17 protein-coding genes are annotated in these 17,245 nt (G+C 65.0%); 15 read left to right on the top strand and 2 right to left on the bottom strand.

Annotation, left to right across the window (positions count from 1 at the left end; translation table 11 throughout):
* Window positions 1–22: 22 nt before the first annotated feature.
* The 6 genes from acs (C446_RS03830) (at window position 23) to C446_RS03805 (ending at window position 9,438) form a co-directional block, all read left to right on the top strand.
* Entirely contained in the window at window positions 23–1,996 is a 1,974-nt protein-coding gene (gene acs, locus C446_RS03830) for an acetate--CoA ligase (RefSeq protein ID WP_049920013.1), read from the top strand.
* A gap of 124 nt (window positions 1,997–2,120) precedes the next feature.
* Window positions 2,121–4,454, top strand: a complete 2,334-nt coding sequence (locus C446_RS03825; protein ID WP_006671744.1) for a bacterio-opsin activator domain-containing protein — start codon at window positions 2,121–2,123, stop codon at window positions 4,452–4,454.
* A gap of 311 nt (window positions 4,455–4,765) precedes the next feature.
* Window positions 4,766–6,742 (top strand): acetate--CoA ligase, encoded by a 1,977-nt coding sequence (gene acs, locus C446_RS03820; RefSeq protein ID WP_006671743.1) that lies wholly within the window; start codon window positions 4,766–4,768, stop codon window positions 6,740–6,742.
* Window positions 6,743–6,808: 66 nt separating this feature from the next.
* Window positions 6,809–7,249: a DUF4212 domain-containing protein gene (locus tag C446_RS03815; protein ID WP_006671742.1), complete on the top strand. Its 441-nt coding sequence runs from the start codon at window positions 6,809–6,811 to the stop codon at window positions 7,247–7,249.
* Window positions 7,249–8,913: a solute symporter family protein gene (locus C446_RS03810; protein ID WP_006671741.1), complete on the top strand. Its 1,665-nt coding sequence runs from the start codon at window positions 7,249–7,251 to the stop codon at window positions 8,911–8,913. The genes C446_RS03815 and C446_RS03810 overlap by 1 nt, the downstream gene beginning before the upstream one ends.
* Before the next feature lie 66 nt (window positions 8,914–8,979).
* Window positions 8,980–9,438: a universal stress protein gene (locus C446_RS03805; RefSeq protein ID WP_006671740.1), complete on the top strand. Its 459-nt coding sequence runs from the start codon at window positions 8,980–8,982 to the stop codon at window positions 9,436–9,438.
* A 91-nt stretch (window positions 9,439–9,529) separates the two neighbouring features.
* Here the strand turns inward: C446_RS03805 and C446_RS03800 are convergent, their stop codons facing one another.
* On the bottom strand, window positions 9,530–9,748 hold the full coding sequence (locus C446_RS03800; RefSeq protein WP_006671739.1) for a hypothetical protein: 219 nt from the start codon (window positions 9,746–9,748) through the stop codon (window positions 9,530–9,532).
* Between the two features lie 146 nt (window positions 9,749–9,894).
* On the opposite strand from C446_RS03800, the gene C446_RS03795 reads away from it, so the two are divergent.
* From C446_RS03795 to C446_RS03775, 5 genes are all read left to right on the top strand, one after another.
* Entirely contained in the window at window positions 9,895–10,632 is a 738-nt protein-coding gene (locus C446_RS03795; RefSeq protein WP_006671738.1) for a tRNA (cytidine(56)-2'-O)-methyltransferase, read from the top strand.
* 73 nt (window positions 10,633–10,705) lie between these two features.
* Window positions 10,706–10,963 carry an amphi-Trp domain-containing protein gene (locus C446_RS03790; RefSeq protein ID WP_006671737.1) on the top strand — a complete coding sequence of 86 codons (258 nt, stop codon included), beginning with the start codon at window positions 10,706–10,708 and terminating at the stop codon, window positions 10,961–10,963.
* Window positions 10,964–11,106: 143 nt separating this feature from the next.
* Entirely contained in the window at window positions 11,107–11,646 is a 540-nt protein-coding gene (gene tfe / locus C446_RS03785; protein ID WP_006671736.1) for a transcription factor E, read from the top strand.
* Window positions 11,646–12,317: a DUF2110 family protein gene (locus tag C446_RS03780; RefSeq protein WP_006671735.1), complete on the top strand. Its 672-nt coding sequence runs from the start codon at window positions 11,646–11,648 to the stop codon at window positions 12,315–12,317. Before tfe ends, C446_RS03780 begins: the two co-directional genes overlap by 1 nt.
* 94 nt (window positions 12,318–12,411) lie before the next feature.
* Window positions 12,412–13,185: a DUF5803 family protein gene (locus C446_RS03775; RefSeq protein ID WP_006671734.1), complete on the top strand. Its 774-nt coding sequence runs from the start codon at window positions 12,412–12,414 to the stop codon at window positions 13,183–13,185.
* Window positions 13,186–13,301: 116 nt separating this feature from the next.
* Here C446_RS03775 and C446_RS03770 read toward each other — a convergent pair whose 3' ends face one another.
* Window positions 13,302–13,847 carry a chemotaxis protein CheW gene (locus C446_RS03770; protein ID WP_006671733.1) on the bottom strand — a complete coding sequence of 182 codons (546 nt, stop codon included), beginning with the start codon at window positions 13,845–13,847 and terminating at the stop codon, window positions 13,302–13,304.
* Between the two features lie 172 nt (window positions 13,848–14,019).
* On the opposite strand from C446_RS03770, the gene C446_RS03765 reads away from it, so the two are divergent.
* From C446_RS03765 to C446_RS03750, 4 genes are all read left to right on the top strand, one after another.
* Entirely contained in the window at window positions 14,020–14,859 is an 840-nt protein-coding gene (locus C446_RS03765; protein ID WP_006671732.1) for a chemotaxis protein CheW, read from the top strand.
* Between the two features lie 133 nt (window positions 14,860–14,992).
* Window positions 14,993–15,355: a chemotaxis protein CheY gene (gene cheY, locus C446_RS03760; protein ID WP_006671731.1), complete on the top strand. Its 363-nt coding sequence runs from the start codon at window positions 14,993–14,995 to the stop codon at window positions 15,353–15,355.
* On the top strand, window positions 15,352–16,641 hold the full coding sequence (cheB, locus tag C446_RS03755) for a chemotaxis-specific protein-glutamate methyltransferase CheB (protein ID WP_006671730.1): 1,290 nt from the start codon (window positions 15,352–15,354) through the stop codon (window positions 16,639–16,641). The genes cheY and cheB overlap by 4 nt, the downstream gene beginning before the upstream one ends.
* Window positions 16,634–17,245: Hpt domain-containing protein (locus C446_RS03750; RefSeq protein ID WP_006671729.1), on the top strand; the 612-nt coding region annotated here is incomplete at its 3' end. The genes cheB and C446_RS03750, both read left to right, overlap by 8 nt.

Below are 17,245 nucleotides of genomic sequence, written 5' to 3'. Positions count from 1 at the left end.
GACCGACCTCGGTCCGAACGACATGGTCGATCGGAACGGGTGGGGGCGGGATCGCCCCGCCCCTGCCGGGTCGCCCCGAGACCCTCCCGCGGCGTTCGTCGAGCAGGCGAACGTAAGCGACGAGGACATCTACGAGCGCTTCGCGGCCGAGTGGCCGGACTGTTGGGAGCGTGCCGCGGCCCTCCTCTCGTGGAACCGTTCGTACGAATCGGTACTCGAGGACGGTGATGCGCCTCGTTATCGATGGTTCACCGGCGGCCAGCTGAACGCCGCGTACAACTGCGTGGACCGGCACCTCGAGGAAGGGCGCAAGACCCACGCCGCGATCCGCTGGGAAGGAAAGCAAGGCGAACGCGAAACCCACACCTACCGGGATCTGTACGTCGCAGTCAACGAGTTCGCGGCCGCGCTTTGCGATCTGGGTGTCGACGAGGACGATATCGTCACGATCTACCTGCCGATGATTCCCGAGTTGCCGATCGCGATGCTCGCGTGTGCTCGCATCGGCGCGCCACACAGCGTGGTCTTCGCCGGGCTCTCCGCGGACGCGCTGGCGGCGCGGATGGATGCAGCAGACAGCGAGTATCTGATCACCTGCGACGGCTACTACCGGCGTGGGGACGCGTTCAACCAGAAGAGCAAGGTCGACAACGCCCGCCTCGAACTCGAGCACGATGTCGAGACGGTCGTCGTCGACCGGCTGGGAGAGGACCTCCCTCACGTCCTCGGCGACGACGAGTGGGACTACCACGACCTCCGGGAAGCGTTCGCCGGCGAGACCGTCGAACCAGTCTCCCGCGACGCAGAGGACATGCTGTTCCTGATGTATACGTCGGGAACGACGGGAGAGCCGAAGGGGGTCGTCCACACGACCGGCGGCTATCTCGCTCACGTCGCCTGGACTGCCCGTTCGGTTCTGGACGTCGAACCCGCGGACACCTACTGGTGTGCGGCCGACATCGGCTGGATCACGGGCCACTCCTACATCGTCTACGGACCCCTGGCGCTGGGGACCACGACGGTGATGTACGAGGGGACGCCGGACTACCCCGATCGGGATCGGCTCTGGGAAATCATCGACCGCAACGCCGTCGACGTCTTCTACACCGCACCGACCGCCGTCCGGGCGTTTATGAAGTGGGGCGAGGAGTACCCCGACCGTCACGACCTCTCCTCGCTACGGCTACTGGGCAGCGTCGGGGAGCCGATCAATCCTCGCGCCTGGGAGTGGTACCACGAACACATCGGCAACGAGGAGTGTCCGATCGTCGACACCTGGTGGCAGACCGAAACCGGCGCGATCATGGTCTCGACGCTGCCTGGTGTCGACGAGATGAAACCCGGCGTTGCCGGGCCCGGACTTCCCGGGATCGACGTTCAAGTCGTCGACGACGACGGCGAGCCGGTCGAGCCCGGCGGAACCGGTTACCTCACCGTCGACAGACCGTGGCCCGGGATGGCCCGCACGCTCTACGACGACGACGATCGCTTCCGAAGCGAGTACTGGGGCCGGTTCTCGACCCCCGAGAACGACGACTGGACCTACTTCAGCGGCGACGCCGCCTCCGTCGACGAGGACGGCTACGTCACCGTCCTCGGGCGGGTCGACGACGTGATCAAGGTCGCCGGCCGACGACTGAGTACGATGGAAATCGAGGGCGCGGTTACCGACGCCAAGGGCGTCGCCGAGGCCGCCGTCGTTGGTCGGTCAAGCGAGGCCGCAGGGACGGACATCTACGCCTACGTCAGCACGGAGCGCGACTGCGAGCCGGACGACGATGTCCGTCACGGGATCGAAACCGCAGTCGAATCGGCCATCGGTGAACTGGCCGTCCCCGAACGGATCGTCTTCACGCCCGAACTCCCAAAGACGCGATCGGGCAAGATCATGCGCCGACTGCTCGAGGACGTCGCTAACGGCGAGGAACTCGGCGACACGAGCGCCCTACGAAACCCCGAGATCGTCGGGGAGATTCAAAGCGAGAGCGACGGATAGGTTTCGGACTTTCAAACAACGCGAAACCGAATAGATCGTTTCGATTCGATATTCTACGCCGACTGGCCGAGCGTGCCGTTCTTAGTCGGTAAGGTTATATTCGTGCCACCAGATAGCGCGAAACATGAATGTCGAGTCGGGGGGTGACGGCGTCCTCTCGAGGCGGCAGTACGACTCGCTGCTAGACGCCGCCGAAACGTATCGTGAGGCCCTCGTGGTTCGGCTGTGTGGCGACGTGGGGCTCCGGCCGGCCGAACTCGCCCGACTCACCATCGACGACGTCGAACAGGCCCGGATCGATCCGCCGCGGTATCTGGTTCGGGTTCCGCCCGCCGAAGAGACCCGCGACGGCCGGACCGCCTACCTCCCGACGAGAGTCGAGCGTGAACTACGACGCTACGCCAGGAGTAACGACCTCTCCCCCGAGGATCGGATCTTCTCGGTGACGCCACGCCGGCTCCAGATGCTCGTCTCCGGCGTCACGGATCGTGCGGCCGAGCTGTTCGACGATCCGTCGCTCGCCGACATCTCGACTGGCGATCTCCGTCACTACTTCGCCCATCGGTCGCTGGTCGAACGCGGGATCAACCCCCGTGTCGTCAAGGCCGCGGGCGGCTGGCGCAGCTTCGAGGCCCTCGAGTCGTATCTCCCGGAACCGACCGAGGCCGAGATCGTCGACGCCTTCGAGGCCGTCGAGCGACCGTCCGACCCGCGGGGCCGCGACCGGCAGCGCGCGGGCGAGGGGGCAAACGCGGCGGCCGTCGCGGACGACAGCATCGTCCGCCTGCTGCTCGCCGCGAGCGACCGATACGCCCTCGTTCGCCTGGACGAGGAAGGGTACGTCGAGCGCTGGAACCGCAGCGCGGCGGCGATGTTCGACTATCGGGCCAGCGAGATCGTCGGGACCCACGTCTCGGCGTTCTACCCCGACGACGCCGTCGAGGAGGGACTCCCCGAGCGGGTCCTCTCGGCCGCCCTCGAGGAGTCGGGTTACGAAGTCGACGGCTGTCGCGTCCGCAAGGACGGGTCGACGTTTCGCGCGACCGAGGTCGTCTCCCCGCTTCGGGACGACCGGGGCCGCCACACGGGGTTTGCTCTCTTCGTCCGGGACGTCTCCTCGTACTACGACGAACTCGAGACGCTCCGACAGCGCCGGACGGAACTCGAGCGCCGATACACACTCGCCTGGCAGCAACGGGCACTCACCGAGTCGCTGCTCGAAGCAGCCGATCACGAGGCGGTCGAGACCGAAACCTGCGAGACGCTCGTCCGGGACGCCGTCTACGAGTTCGCCTGGATCGATCGGACGACGATGGCCGACCGGCGGCGAAACTGGCGCGTCGCGAGCGGGATCGGGCCCGACGACGTCGACCGAATCGAACCCGACGGGGACGAGTGGGAACGGCCCGATGGAGGAGCAAACGGGAGCGGGGACGCCGTCAGGGGTGGGGCCGAAAGCGGTGACGGAGCCAGTGACGACGAGATAGCGGTTCGGGTCGCCGAGCTCGCGACCGACGGCGAGGGTACCGCCGACGTTCCGGAGACACTCGAGGGAGTCGACGGGGGTCTCGTGCTCGCGCGGGTCCCCCTCGCGTACGGCGAGACGACGTACGGAACACTGACCGTCGCGGCCGGTCGGGAGCCGGCGTTCGACGCGGACGAGCGCGCCTGGCTCGAGACCATCGGCCGACAGGTCGGGTACGCGATCACGGCCGTTCGTCGGCGAAACCTCCTGTTGTCGGATCGCGTCGTCGAGTTCGACCTCACCTGTCGGGACGACGGGTCCTTCCTCGTCGCGGCGTCCGACCGGCTGGACTGTCGGTTCGAACTCGACTCGCTGGTCCCGACCTCCGAGTCGACCCAGCTGTACTACCTCCGACTCGAGGGTGCCGAGCCGGCTGCAGTCTTCGATCTCGCCCGGGAGAGCGAACGCGTGACGGAGTTCCGGCTGATCGAGACCTACGAGGACGGCTGGCGCGTCGAGTTCGTCGTCGAGGGGTCCTTGCCCCTGTTGACGCTCTCGGAGTACGGCGTTACCGTCCGCGGGGCGACGATCGAGTCCGGGACGGCGACGATCACCGGCGAGTGTGCCGGCGACGCGGACCTGCGGACGATCGTCGACGGGTTTCGGGCTGCTTACCCCGACTCCGAACTCGTCGGGAAGCGAGAGGCCGAACGGACCGTACGGACGGCCCGCGAGTTCCGCGAGGGACTCGAGGATCGGCTCACTGACCGACAGATCGCGGCCCTGCGTGCGGCGTACTTCGGCGGCTACTACGACTGGCCCAGAGAGAGTACGGCCGAGGAAGTCGCCGACGCGATGGGAATCTCCTCGCCGACGCTACACAACCACCTCCGCAAGGGCCAACACGAACTGCTTCGGACCTTCTTCGACTATCCGTCCGGGGCGGAGGGGAGCGAACCCGTCGGGACCGAACCGACCGGCGAGAGCGGTTGACGATGGCCACGGGAGTCGTCGCCGACCGTAACGCTGGTGACCCGATCCGACGATTCTCGAGCGGAGTCGCGCCGGGTCCCCTAAACCTCTAGAGGGCGGGGCCGTCGACTCGAGGTCCGCGTCGGTCGTCGCTCCGAGGCGGCGTTCGAAATTGTGCCGCGTGGTCGAACGGGTTCGGTTTTTGCCGTCGATCGGGATAGTTTCGACCTACTCGAAGAGAAATATTCTCAGTAACGGGTGTTTCGACGGCTGGATTTGGTACAGCTAGAGGCCGGCTTTACTACGGTAGTTGCATATTGGTTGGGTGTACCATGTCACAGGAGGATGCCAGTCTCGAGGCGCGACTCGAGGAGCAAGAGACGTTCGAGCCTCCCGAGTCGTTCGTCGAGCAGGCGAACGTCTCCGATCCGGGGATCTACGAGGAGTTCGAGGAGAACTGGCCGGAGTGTTGGGAGCAGGCGGCGGAGTTTCTCGACTGGGACGAACCCTACGACGACGTCTTAGACGAGTCGGAGGCTCCCACGTATCAATGGTTCACGGACGGCAAACTGAACGCGTCGTACAACTGCCTCGACAGACACGTCGAGGACGGCGCAAAAAACCGCGCGGCGATCAAGTGGGAGGGTGAACTCGGCGAGACACGGACGTACACGTACGGGGACCTCCTCAACGAGGTCAACGAGTTCGCGGCGGCGCTGCGGGACCTCGGCGTCGAGGAGGACGACGTCGTCACGATGTACATGCCGATGGTCCCCGAGTTGCCGATCGCGATGCTTGCCTGTGCTCGTCTCGGCGCACCACACAGCGTCGTCTTCGCGGGCTTCTCGGCGGACGCGCTCGCGACGCGGATGAACGCCGCCGACAGCGAGTACCTGATCACCTGTGACGGCTACTACCGGCGCGGCGACGCGCTCGATCACATCTCGAAGACCAACGAGGGTCTCGAGGACGTCGACCACGAAACCGAGACGGTCGTCGTCGATCGGCTCGGTGACGACCTCGAGCACTCGCTGTCCGCGGGCCAACACGACTACGACGAACTGGTCGAGACCCACGCGGGCGAAACGGTCGAGCCCGTCTCCCGCGACGCCGAGGACATGCTGTTCCTGATGTACACCTCGGGGACGACGGGCAAGCCGAAAGGCGTCAAGCACACGACCGGCGGCTACCTCTCGTACGTGACCTGGACGAGCCACTCGGTGCTCGATCTGAAACCGGCGGACACCTACTGGTGTTCAGCCGACATCGGCTGGATCACGGGCCACTCGTACATCCTCTACGGGCCGCTAGCGCTGGGGACCACGACCGTGATGTACGAGGGAACGCCGGACTACCCCGATAAGGATCGGTTCTGGGAGATCGTCGAGAAGAACCGCGTCGATGTCTTCTACACCGCGCCGACGGCGATCCGCGCGTTTATGAAGTGGGGCGAGGAGTACCCCGAGCGCCACGACCTCTCCTCGCTGCGACTGCTGGGGACGGTCGGGGAACCGATCAATCCCCGTGCCTGGAAGTGGTACTACAAGCACATCGGCAGCGAGGAGTGTCCGATCGTCGACACCTGGTGGCAGACCGAAACCGGCGGTCACATGATCACGACGCTACCGGGCATCTGCGAGATGAAACCTGGTTCCGCCGGACCGGGGCTCCCCGGCGTCGACGCACAGGTCGTCGACGGCGCTGGCGACGAAGTCGACGCCGGCGAAGCCGGATATCTCACCGTCCAGAAGCCCTGGCCGGGAATGCTCCGGACCCTCTACCGGAACGACGACCGGTTCGTCTCCGAGTACTGGCGGGAGTACTCCGACCCCGACGAGGACGAGTGGGTCTACTTCCCGGAGGACGGCGCGAAGATCGACGACGACGGGTACATCACCGTCCTCGGGCGCGTCGACGACGTGATCAACGTCTCCGGTCACCGGCTGGGGACGATGGAGATCGAATCGGCCGTCGTCGGCGTCGAGGGGGTCGCCGAAGCCGCGGTCGTCGGCGGCGACCACGACGTCAAAGGCGAAGCCGTCTACGTCTACGCAATCCCGGAAGACGGCTACGAGGGACAGGAAGCCGAACTCGAGGAGCAGGCGATCGAGGGCGTCGTCGACGCGATCGGTCCGATCGCGAAACCGGAGAACGTGATCTTCACGCCCGAACTCCCGAAGACGCGATCCGGCAAGATCATGCGCCGACTACTCGAGGACATCGCGAGTGGCAACGAACTGGGTAACACGTCGACGCTCCGGAACCCGGATGTCGTCGACGATATCGCAGAACAGGTCGAGGGCGACTAGTTCGGCGGGTGTCCGCTTTTCCGTCGACCGCTCACGAACGACGAAGAACACGACACGACATCACATATGGCAGACAATAACAGCCACGATTCGGACCGTGATTCGGACGATGCCGCCAGGACCGATGGCGGCGTAGCCACGGAGGCGTATCTCGAGGAGGAAATAAACATTTTCAAGCCAGCGACGCCGTTCATGCGGGATCACCTGCGGGTGATCTGGCTGTCGTTCGTCGCCTGGGCGATCGTCGTCTTCGGACCGACGACGGCGCTGCTGTTCGCACCGGAGTTTATGACGGGGACGACGATCCTGGGCGGGTACCCGCTGCACTTCTTCCTGACGGCGATCGTCACCCCGCTGGGGGCACTGTTGCTGTCGGTAGCGTACGCGATGCAGCGCGATCGCCTCGACACGAAGTACGGCATCTCACACGACGCTGGGACCGAAGCCGAGACCGATACCGACGCGGAGTCGGGAAGCGGCGTGACGGCCACCGGGGGTGAGGACTGATGATCGAAGCCATCGATCCGGTCGTCCTGCAGGAGACGGCACTCGACGTCGGGGACTTCAAGCTCGTGCCGGCGCTGACGGTCGTCGCGATGCTCGTGTTGTTCCTCGGGGTCGGGTACTTCTTCCGGGTTGCTGCAGTCGACGAACTGTGGGTCGCCGGTCGCTCGATCGGCTCGATCGAGAACGGGATGGCGATCGGAGCCAACTGGATGAGTGCAGCGTCGTATCTCGGTGTGGCGGCGCTGATCGCGACGCTCGGGTACTTCGGGCTCGCGTACGTCGTCGGCTGGACGACGGGGTACTTCATCCTCCTGATCTTCATGGCGGCGCAGTTCCGCCGGTTCGGGAAGTACACTGCGCCTGACTTTGTCGGCGATCGGTTCTACTCCGACTGGGCTCGCGGTATCGCCGCGTTCACGACGCTCGCGATCGCGTTCGTCTACGCGATCGGCCAGGCAAGCGGGATGGGCCTGATGGCACAGTACATCTTCGGCGTCTCCTACGAGATCGGCGTCGTGTTGCTGATGGCAGTGACGATCGGCTACGTCGCCCTCTCAGGCATGTTGGGGACGACGAAGAACATGGCAATCCAGTACGTCATCCTCATCATTGCCTTTACGCTCGGGCTCTACGCCACCGGCTGGGCCGAAGGGTGGTCCACCGCGTTGCCGTACCTCGAGTACGGCAGCCAGATGGCCGAGGCGGCGAGCCTCGAGGCACAGTTCGTCGAGCCGTTCGCCAGTGCCGGCTACTACGGCTGGATCGCGCTTGCGTTTAGCCTGATCGTGGGTACCTGTGGCCTCCCGCACGTCCTCGTACGGTTCTACACCGTCGACAACGAGCGGACTGCCCGCTGGTCGACCGTCTGGGGTCTGTTTTTCATCTGTCTGCTGTACTGGGGGACGGCGGCCTACGCCGTCTTCGGGGGCCTGCTGTACAACCGCGAGGTCTCCGGCGGTGACGGATTCACCGGCATGGCCGGACAGGAAGCCGACGCGCTGGTCGTGTTGACGACGCAGTTGGCCGAACTCCCCGAGTGGCTCGTCGGCTTCGTCGCCGCGGGTGCGGTTGCGGCGGCACTTGCGACCACTGCGGGCCTGTTCATCACTGCGTCCTCCGCAGCGGCACACGACATCTACACGAACCTGTACAAGGAGAACGCGACCCAGCGCGAGCAGATGATCGTCGGCCGCTCGACGATCCTCGGCATCGGCGTCCTGGTGACGCTGATCGGGCTCAATCCGCCCGCGCTGATCGGCGAACTGGTCGCGATGTCGTTCGCCATCGCCGGCTGCGTGTTCTTCCCCGTGTTCTTCCTGGGTCTCTGGTGGGAGAACACGACGAGGGAGGGTGCACTCGCCGGCATGGTCTCCGGGATCGTCATCTCGTTCGGCGCGATCCTCAACGACACCGCTATCCCGATGTACACGGGCCTCGAAGAGGCCGTTATCCCGGCGCTGGCGACGTGGCTTCCCGGCACGTCGTCCGCGCTGGTCGGCGTCCCGGTCGTGTTCGCCGTGATCATCGTCGTCTCCATCGTGACCGACGAACCGCCCGAAGATGTCAAACGACTCGTCCGGCAGTGTCACAGCCCCGAACCGATGCAGCAGATGGAAACCGCCGAAGACGTTGCCACCGACGGTGGGACGACGGCGGACGACTGACTATCCAGGCACACGCCACAGCACACCACAGCACACCACAGCACACCACAGCACACCACACCACTCATGTACGACACCATCCTCGTTCCGACCGACGGAAGCGACGTCGCCGAGAACGCGATCGACCACGCGATCGACCTCGCGACGAAATACGACGCCGACATCCACGCGCTGTACGTCGTCGACCTCGACGCGATGGACGTCGCCGTCGGCACCGAACAGATCGACCGGTTCAAACAGGGCGACCTGAGCGACCTGCCGGAACTCGAGCAACGCGCTAAAAACGCCACCCGAAGCGTCGTCGACCAGGCGGCCGACGCCGGCCTCGAGGCCACGGAAGCGATCGTCGCCGGCAACCCCCACGACCGGATCGCCGACTACGCGGAGGAGAACGGTATCGATATGATCGTGATGGGGTCGGCCGGTCGCGGCGGCGTCCGCCGAGTACTGCTGGGGAGCGTCGCCGAACGGACCCTCCGCTCGACGCGGGTCCCGGTGCTGGTCGTCGACATTCACGAGGAGTAACGCGTCTCGGTTTCTTTCCCGTCGTTACGAACGACGCCCACACAGTGTAACTCGAGTCGGATCGGCAGACGGCCGGTCGGAGAAGGCGTGGCTACTCCTGGTCGGATCGTGCGGCCTCGAGGCTCGCAAAGAACCCGAAGTAAGCGACGATTCCGGCGAGCATGAACGTGTAGTACGCCAAGTCTGGCCCCTCGAGAATTCGGAAGAGTACGTCGACCATCGTCACCCACACGACCGCGAACACGAGGTCGACGAGCAAGCCCCACCGCTCCTCTCGTGCCGTTCGAATCCACTCGCGGACGCCGGTCATCGCCGTGTCGCACCTCCGCCGACGGCTATCGCGACCATGGCAAGTAGTTCCACAGGGAGGTGAAAAAAGCCTGTCGACCCCCGTGGGCCTGCGGCAGTATCGAGCGAAACGAAACCCCCTAACGCGTCCCGGGACTGCGTTGGGGTATGGACGACGAATCCGACGGGACCGACGGGACCGACGGGACTGACGCGACTGACGCGGCCGACACCGGCAACGAAGCAACCGCCGGCCACGCTTCCGGCTCCCGTCCAGGGTCACGTCCTCACCCCGACGCCGACCCAGAAGTCGCCGTCCTCCGGCTCGGCCACCGTCCCGGCCGGGACGACCGGATGACGACGCACGTCGGCCTGACCGCACGGGCGCTGGGTGCCGATCGCGTGCTCTTCCCGGACAACGCCGGCCAGTCGCTCGAGACGGTCACGGACATCACGGATCGGTTCGGCGGCCCCTTCGAGGTCGAGCTTACGGATTCGCCGACGGCCGTCATCCGAAACTGGGAGGGCCGGGTCGTTCACCTGACGATGTACGGCGAGCGGGTCCAGGACGTGGAATCCGAAATCCGAGATGCCTACGACACGGCTGGCGAGCCGCTGTTGCTCGTCGTCGGCTCCGAAAAGGTCTCGTTCGACGTCTACGAGCGGGCCGACTGGAACGTCGGCGTCACGAACCAGCCCCACTCCGAGGTGGCCGGCCTGGCGGTCTTTCTCGACCGTCTGTTCGAGGGACGAGAACTCGAGGCCGACTGGGAGGAGGCAAAGCGACGGGTGATCCCGATGGAGACGGGAAAGCGTGTCGAGCCGACGGGTGAGGGTAAAGAGGAGGAGACTGATACGGATGCGGATATGGATACGGATGCGGATACCGAGGAACGTAATCAATGAGTCGACGACCGGACCCACGGTGACCTGACAGTTCCCGGGCAGCCTATTTGGGGCTGGCCGGTGGCCGTGTGGTATGGCCGAAACGACGACTCACGAGGAGGAACTGTCGCGCGACGAAGCGGCCGACCTGTTACAGGAGATCGCACGCGAACTCCGTGGAAACGGCCCCGCGGACGTACGGATCGGAAATAAGACCCTCACACTCCAGCCGAGCACGGCACTCGAGTACGCCGTGGAGGTCGAAGAGCGATCACCCATGCTCGGTGGAGACCGAGAAGAGCTGACGGTTTCGGTCAACTGGGAAGTCGAGAACGCGGAGAGAGACGAATAGCTGCGCACACGGTCGACGGCGACTCGGCGGGCTCGTCGATGTCGCTCACTGCACCGCCGACCGACGGCGACCGGCGACGGGAGACGAAAACCGAGAATCGTCCCTCAAAAGACTTAATGGCGACATGGCGTTACGCATAGGTAATGGCTTTTGAGGACCTGCTCGAGGACCCGGTCGTCCAAAAGTACCTACACGAGCTGGTCGGTCCCAAAGGGATGCCCGTCGCGGCCGCGCCGCCGGACGGGGAAGTGACCGACGAGGAACTCGCGGAGGAACTGGATCTCGAGTTGAACGACGTTCGCCGGGCGCTGTTTATCCTGTACGAGAACGACCTCGCCAGCTACCGGCGGCTGCGCGACGAGGACTCCGGTTGGCTGACGTACCTCTGGACGTTCGAGTACGACAACATCCCGGAGAACCTCGAAGCGGAGATGCACCGACTCCACGACGCTTTAGAACAGCGCCGGGAGTACGAACGCAACCACGAGTTTTACCTCTGTGAGATCTGCTCGATCCGCTTCGAGTTCGGCGAGGCTATGGACTACGGCTTCGAGTGTCCCGAATGTGGATCGCCGGTCGAATCGATGGACAACGATCGGCTGATCGACGCGATGGACGACCGCCTCGATACGCTGGAGGACGAACTCAACATCGAAACCGAACCCACGGACGCTGGAGCCTGATGGTCGTACTCGCAACCAAACTCTACGTCGAGGGCGATGCACGCGAGCGAGCGCTGGATTCGCTGCGCTCGCTCGTCGACAACGAGATCGGCGAGTTAGCCGTCGAGTACGAACTCGGCGTCCGCCACGACGACTTTCCCTCCGTGACGATCGAGGGCGAGGACGCGCCCGTCGCTCGCAACGTCCTCCGCGAGGAGTTCGGCGAGATCGTCCCCGACCTCGAGGACGGCGACACCGCCATCGGTACCCTCGAGTCCTGGGACGACGAGGGGGTCGTACTCGATGCCGGCGAGGAAGTCCGAATTCCCGCCGACGAACTCGGTCTGGGGCCGGGTGACCCGACCCAGCTCCGCGAGCGGTACGGGCTCGTCCAGCACATGCCACTGCAGTTCGTCTACGCGGAGGACGGACCGTCCCGGCTGGCCGACGAGGAGCGCGACCGACTCTACGAGTGGACCCGCGGCGAGGGGCGGCTCAACGTCAACAGTGCCACCCGTGCCGAAGTGCGGGCGACGCTGAACCGTGCTGGCCACGCCCAGGACTACGTCACCGTCGAGCGACTGGGACTGCTCGAGCAGAGCGTGATCTGTACCGAAGATACCGACCCGCCGGGGCTGCTAGCGAGCGTGGGGGAGTACCTTCCCGCGGAGTTGCGCTGTGTGGTGCCGTAGAAGCAGCTTCGACACGATACGATACGATCCGATACGACGTGACCTTCGAACCGACATTCAATCCGATGCAGACGCCTATCTCGTCTCCACACGCATGAACCGACGCCTCCTCCTTGCCGCCATCGCGGTCGCGCTGCTCGTTGGATTAGCCGGCTGTACGGCTATCTTCGGGGGGATATCGGACGAAGAACTCGATCGCGAGGCCGAGTACGACGACCTCCGGGACAGCGACGCCGACGTCGCGATGTCGATCGACGACGCTGGACTGATCACGAGCGGCGAGTTCCGCGCGGTCTACGATCTGAACGAAACCGACGAACTGTCCCTCTACCGGTCGTCGTTCTACCGCGACCGGGCACTCGATGTCCACGGCGTCCGGTACTGGCACCCAAACGGCACCGAACTGACCGGCTCTGAACTCGAGGTCGACCAGGGCCGCTCGAGTACCGAAATCACCGTTCCGGACGGAAACGGAACCCTCGCGTTCTCGGGCGGGTCCGGGAGTCGGACCTTCCGTCTGCCCGCGTTCACGGAGGGGTCCTACGAGGTGATCCTGCCCGAGGGATACCGCACGTCGAACTTCCTGTTCGGCGATGTCAATCCGAGCGGATACGAGCGCGATATCGTCGATGACCGGGAGCATCTCACCTGGGAACACGCCGACAGCACGGTCGCACTGCGGTTCTTCCTGCCGCGGGACATCACGCTGTTTACCGGGCTGATCGGGGCAGTCGTGTTGCTCGGTGGCGTCGGGATCGGCTACTACTACCTCCAGGTCAAGCGGCTCCGGGAACAACGCGAGGAGATGGGCCTCGATGTCGAACTCGAGGACGATTCGGACGACGGGCCGCCGCCGGGGCTCAGATAGCCGACGATCGGTAGGGAAAGCGCCGTTCGGTTCGTTGGTTTCGATCGATGGCGGGGCGGTTGGGTCGGTTTCGATTGATCGCTACGTCTGGTACTCTGGCACTCTCGCAACCCCATTCAGCCCAGCATCACCCGCTCGTCGACCAGAATCGCGTCGCCGTCCTCGAAGACGAACCGTCCTTCGACGTGGCTGGTCGTCACTCGGGTCGGCTCGAGTGCATCACGTGTGACGGTCTCGGTAGTGCCAACGCGGTCGACGAGCCAGCCGTAGTAGCGGCCGTCCCCGTCGGTGTGGCCGAGGACGAGCAACTTCGGATCGGTCGGCGGAGTATCACTCGCCGACGACGTGGCAAAGACCCGTGCAAGATGGACGACGCGGACGCGTTCCCCGTCGACGGAGATGGAGGCGGCGTTCCACGGGTCGTCGGCGCGGACGATCGGCGCTGCGTCGGAAACGCCGAGGACGGTCGCGACGGCGTCGGTTCGAACGCAGTATCGCTCGTCGCCGAGAGTGAAGGTGAGAATCTGGAGCCGCTCGGGCAGGGATTTCGGGTCCGAACCGTCACTCGAGTCCGAGCCGGAGCACGATTCCGACTCCGGTTCAGCCCGCGGTTTCCGGCCGGAGCTGGACGGGGTGTCGTCGACATCGGAGGGCGATGGCATTCTGCCGTGGGTAAGCGAATTCCGAAGATAAGAGTTGGGTTCCCGTACTGGTTCCGTGGGCGGTCACTCGTGGCGTTCTCGAGGGCGCGATCCGTGAGGAGCTTCGGGAACGAGTACCGTCGATCGGCGGTCAACGTTTTTATCGCTGGGCTCGGATACTCCAACGAAAGCAATGGCGGAGCTACCTGACAACCTTCTCGGTATCGACGGGGCCGACGGTCCCGGGTCCGGGCGGAACCGAACGGCCGATTCGGACGGCGAACGCGACTCCGAAGAGGAGATTCGAGCCGTCCTGTTCCGGCTCGGCGACTACCGGTTCGGTATCCCGGTCGACGACGTTCGTACGACGACCGACCTGCAAGAGGACGTGACGCCGGTTCCGCGGGCCGCAGACGCCATCGAAGGCGTCGTCGACCTCCGTGGCGAGATCACCGCAGTAATCGACCCGTCGGTCCACTTCCCGCCGGCGGAGTGTGATCCCGACGGCGAGAAGCTGCTCGTCTTCGAACGGTCCGCGGAGCAGCAGGCGGCGGCGATCAGAGTCGACGAGGTCCTCCGTGTCGAACCCGTCCCGGAGTCGAACCTCCACGACCAAGACAGCGTCGCCGACTCCGAACTCTCCGGCGACGTTCTCGAGCATCCGTTGGTCGACACGCTTCTGGAACTGGAGCGACGACCACGACGGCGGCTGGACGAGCAGGTCGTCAGTCCAGAACCGGTCGACGAGAGCGATGACGGTTCCGATTCCCTCCTGGACGGCACGACGGGCGACCCGGACGACGACGAGCCCGTCGTCGAATCGTTCGAACTCGAGGACGACGGCGAATCGGACGCCGCGACGACCGACTTCGACGACGACTCCACGACCTCGAGTCAGGGATTCTCGCCGAACGACGCGGCGACCGAACGGATCGTCATCGAGGGAATTCCGTTGATCGATGTGGAGAAGTTCTTGACAGCCTCGGGCCACCGAGTCGAGGCCCAGCGCAGTTTCGACACCGAGCACAGCTAAGCCCGCTCGGTGACGTTCGTGGTACCGTCAACCGTACGACCCACGGTCCCGGTAAAGAACCTTATCACGTCTGATAATGGAGAGACAGCATTTATGGTAATCGTATATCTACAGAAATTTGGTGTACTACTGAATGTCGACAGGGGTGCTCATCGTGGACGACTCACATTTTATGCGGAATCTACTGCGACAGATACTCGAAGAGGATTACCGCATTCTCGGCGAGGCGTCCAACGGTGCCGAAGCGGTCAAACTGTACAAGGAACACGAACCCGATATCGTCATGATGGACATCGTGATGCCGAAGTGTAACGGCATCAAGGCGACGGCGGCGATCAAGAAGATCGATCCGGACGCGCGAGTCATCATGTGTACGAGCGTCGGACAGCGAGAGAAAATGAAACTGGCCGTCAAGGCCGGCGCGGACGGCTACGTGACGAAGCCGTTCGAAGAACCGAGCGTCAGAAAGGCGCTTACGGACGTCGTCGCGGCATGACGCGTGCACTCGTTGTCGACGACTCGCAGTTCATGCGAACAGTCATCGGCAACGCGCTCGCCGACGCCGGCTACGAAGTCGAAACCGCGACGAACGGACGGGACGCACTCGAGGCGGTCGATTCGTTCGAACCGGACGTCGTCACGATGGACGTCGAGATGCCCGAAATGGACGGCATCGAGGCAGTCGAACGCATCATGGCGGCGGACCCGGTCCCCATTCTCATGCTGAGTGCGTACACGGAAGAGGGGGCCCGAGCGACCTTCGAGGCGCTGGACAGCGGTGCCATCGACTTCCTCCGGAAGCCCGACGGATCGGGGTCGCGAAACGTTGGCCACCTCGCGACCGAGGTCGTCGAGAAGGTGACCGAACTCGCAAACGCCGACGTCTCGTCGCTTGCGGTCGCCAAAACGACGGCGACCGCGCGGGCGACCGCCACTGCGACGGCGTCCCGTTCGAGCTCTGCCGACCGTGCAGCGGCAGGTGCGGGCGGAGCCCCACTCGCCGCCGATCGCGACGCCACACAGGCTTCCGACCCCGCATCGATGTCCGGTGACGGCGACGTCTCGACCCCAAGCTGGGCACTCGGCCCCACAGACGACTCGAGTGTCGCGGAGTCCGGGCCGGTGGACGTCACCGGCCAGCTGGCGGGGACGCCGACCGTCGTCGTCGGTGCCTCCACGGGTGGGCCACGCATCGTCGAACAGCTGTTCGAGCGTCTGCCGGCAGCCCTCGAGGCGCGAGTCCTCGTCGTTCAACACATGCCCGCGGCGTTTACCAGCCGCTTTGCCGATCGACTCGACACCGTCGGGGAGTACACGGTCTCCGAAGCCGCCGATGGGGGACGGATCGGACCCGGCGAAGCCGTCGTCGCACCTGGCGACGCGCACCTGACGGTGACCGGAGAGACGAGCCAATCGATCGGCCTCGCTCTCGAGAACGGCGAGCGCGTCCACGGTGCTCGGCCGTCGATCGACGTGACCATGGAAAGCGTCGCGAACCGCGTTTCGGAGCCGCTCTGTGGCGTCGTCCTCTCCGGGATGGGCCGTGACGGCGCGGCCGGCGTCGAAGCGCTCGAGGCGGCCGGCGGGTACACGATCGCACAGGACGAGGCGACGAGTCCCGTCTTTGGCATCCCCTGTCAGGCGATAAAAACGGGTTGCGTCGAGGAGATCGCTCCCCCCGCGGAGATCGTCGATGGGATCGTTGCGGCCTGTACGGTCGACGATCAGGAACGGGCGGATTCCGATTCCGATTCCGATTCCAGAGGTGAGACCGATGACTGAGTACTGGCCCGACTTCGTCCGGGAAAGTCAGGACCGAATCACGGAACTGAACAACGCGTTGCTGACGCTCGAGCGGCACCCGGACGACGAAGAGGCCATGGAGAACATCTTCCGGATCGCCCACACGCTCAAGGGCAACTGCGGCGCGGCCGGCCTCGAATCGGCAAGCGACCTCGCCCACGCGATCGAGGACGTGCTCGACGCCGTCCGTGGCGGCGATCTCGAGGTCTCGGCGGAGTTGATGGACGCGATCTTCGACGCCGTCGACGAACTCGAGACGATGGTCCGGGAGGTCGACCGGTACGGCGAGGTCGAGACGGACCCGACCGACCGGATCGAAGCGCTCCGCGATCACCTCGACGAGCCGGTCGGCCTCCGTTCACCGACCGAAACCGAGATCGATGCAGTCGTCGGCGACCTCGAGCCGCCGACCAACGACGGCCACGACGCCTACCTCGCACGGCTCGCGATCGCCGACACTGGCGAGGGCGTCAACGACGGAATGCTCGTCGTCAAAGCGCTGATCGACGCGTTCGAGCTGATCGGAACCGATCCGTCGCAAGCCGAGATCGAACGCGAAGAGTACGGCGATCTGATCGATGCC

The organism is Halobiforma nitratireducens JCM 10879, from assembly GCF_000337895.1.
Taxonomy (GTDB): domain Archaea; phylum Halobacteriota; class Halobacteria; order Halobacteriales; family Natrialbaceae; genus Natronobacterium; species Natronobacterium nitratireducens.
Note: the sequence above shows the minus strand (reverse complement) of the source record. Positions and strands in the feature narration are given on the sequence as shown.

Excerpts from the sequence above, each read along its gene's own strand:
- acs (WP_049920013.1), top strand. The coding sequence starts at position 23 with ATGGTCGATCGGAACGGGTGGGGGCGGGATCGCCCCGCCCCTGCCGGG.
- C446_RS03825 (WP_006671744.1), top strand. The coding sequence starts at position 2,121 with ATGAATGTCGAGTCGGGGGGTGACGGCGTCCTCTCGAGGCGGCAGTAC.
- acs (WP_006671743.1), top strand. The coding sequence starts at position 4,766 with ATGTCACAGGAGGATGCCAGTCTCGAGGCGCGACTCGAGGAGCAAGAG.
- C446_RS03815 (WP_006671742.1), top strand. The coding sequence starts at position 6,809 with ATGGCAGACAATAACAGCCACGATTCGGACCGTGATTCGGACGATGCC.
- C446_RS03810 (WP_006671741.1), top strand. The coding sequence starts at position 7,249 with ATGATCGAAGCCATCGATCCGGTCGTCCTGCAGGAGACGGCACTCGAC.
- C446_RS03805 (WP_006671740.1), top strand. The coding sequence starts at position 8,980 with ATGTACGACACCATCCTCGTTCCGACCGACGGAAGCGACGTCGCCGAG.
- C446_RS03800 (WP_006671739.1), bottom strand. The coding sequence starts at position 9,748 with ATGACCGGCGTCCGCGAGTGGATTCGAACGGCACGAGAGGAGCGGTGG.
- C446_RS03795 (WP_006671738.1), top strand. The coding sequence starts at position 9,895 with ATGGACGACGAATCCGACGGGACCGACGGGACCGACGGGACTGACGCG.
- C446_RS03790 (WP_006671737.1), top strand. The coding sequence starts at position 10,706 with ATGGCCGAAACGACGACTCACGAGGAGGAACTGTCGCGCGACGAAGCG.
- tfe (WP_006671736.1), top strand. The coding sequence starts at position 11,107 with ATGGCTTTTGAGGACCTGCTCGAGGACCCGGTCGTCCAAAAGTACCTA.
- C446_RS03780 (WP_006671735.1), top strand. The coding sequence starts at position 11,646 with ATGGTCGTACTCGCAACCAAACTCTACGTCGAGGGCGATGCACGCGAG.
- C446_RS03775 (WP_006671734.1), top strand. The coding sequence starts at position 12,412 with ATGAACCGACGCCTCCTCCTTGCCGCCATCGCGGTCGCGCTGCTCGTT.
- C446_RS03770 (WP_006671733.1), bottom strand. The coding sequence starts at position 13,847 with ATGCCATCGCCCTCCGATGTCGACGACACCCCGTCCAGCTCCGGCCGG.
- C446_RS03765 (WP_006671732.1), top strand. The coding sequence starts at position 14,020 with ATGGCGGAGCTACCTGACAACCTTCTCGGTATCGACGGGGCCGACGGT.
- cheY (WP_006671731.1), top strand. The coding sequence starts at position 14,993 with ATGTCGACAGGGGTGCTCATCGTGGACGACTCACATTTTATGCGGAAT.
- cheB (WP_006671730.1), top strand. The coding sequence starts at position 15,352 with ATGACGCGTGCACTCGTTGTCGACGACTCGCAGTTCATGCGAACAGTC.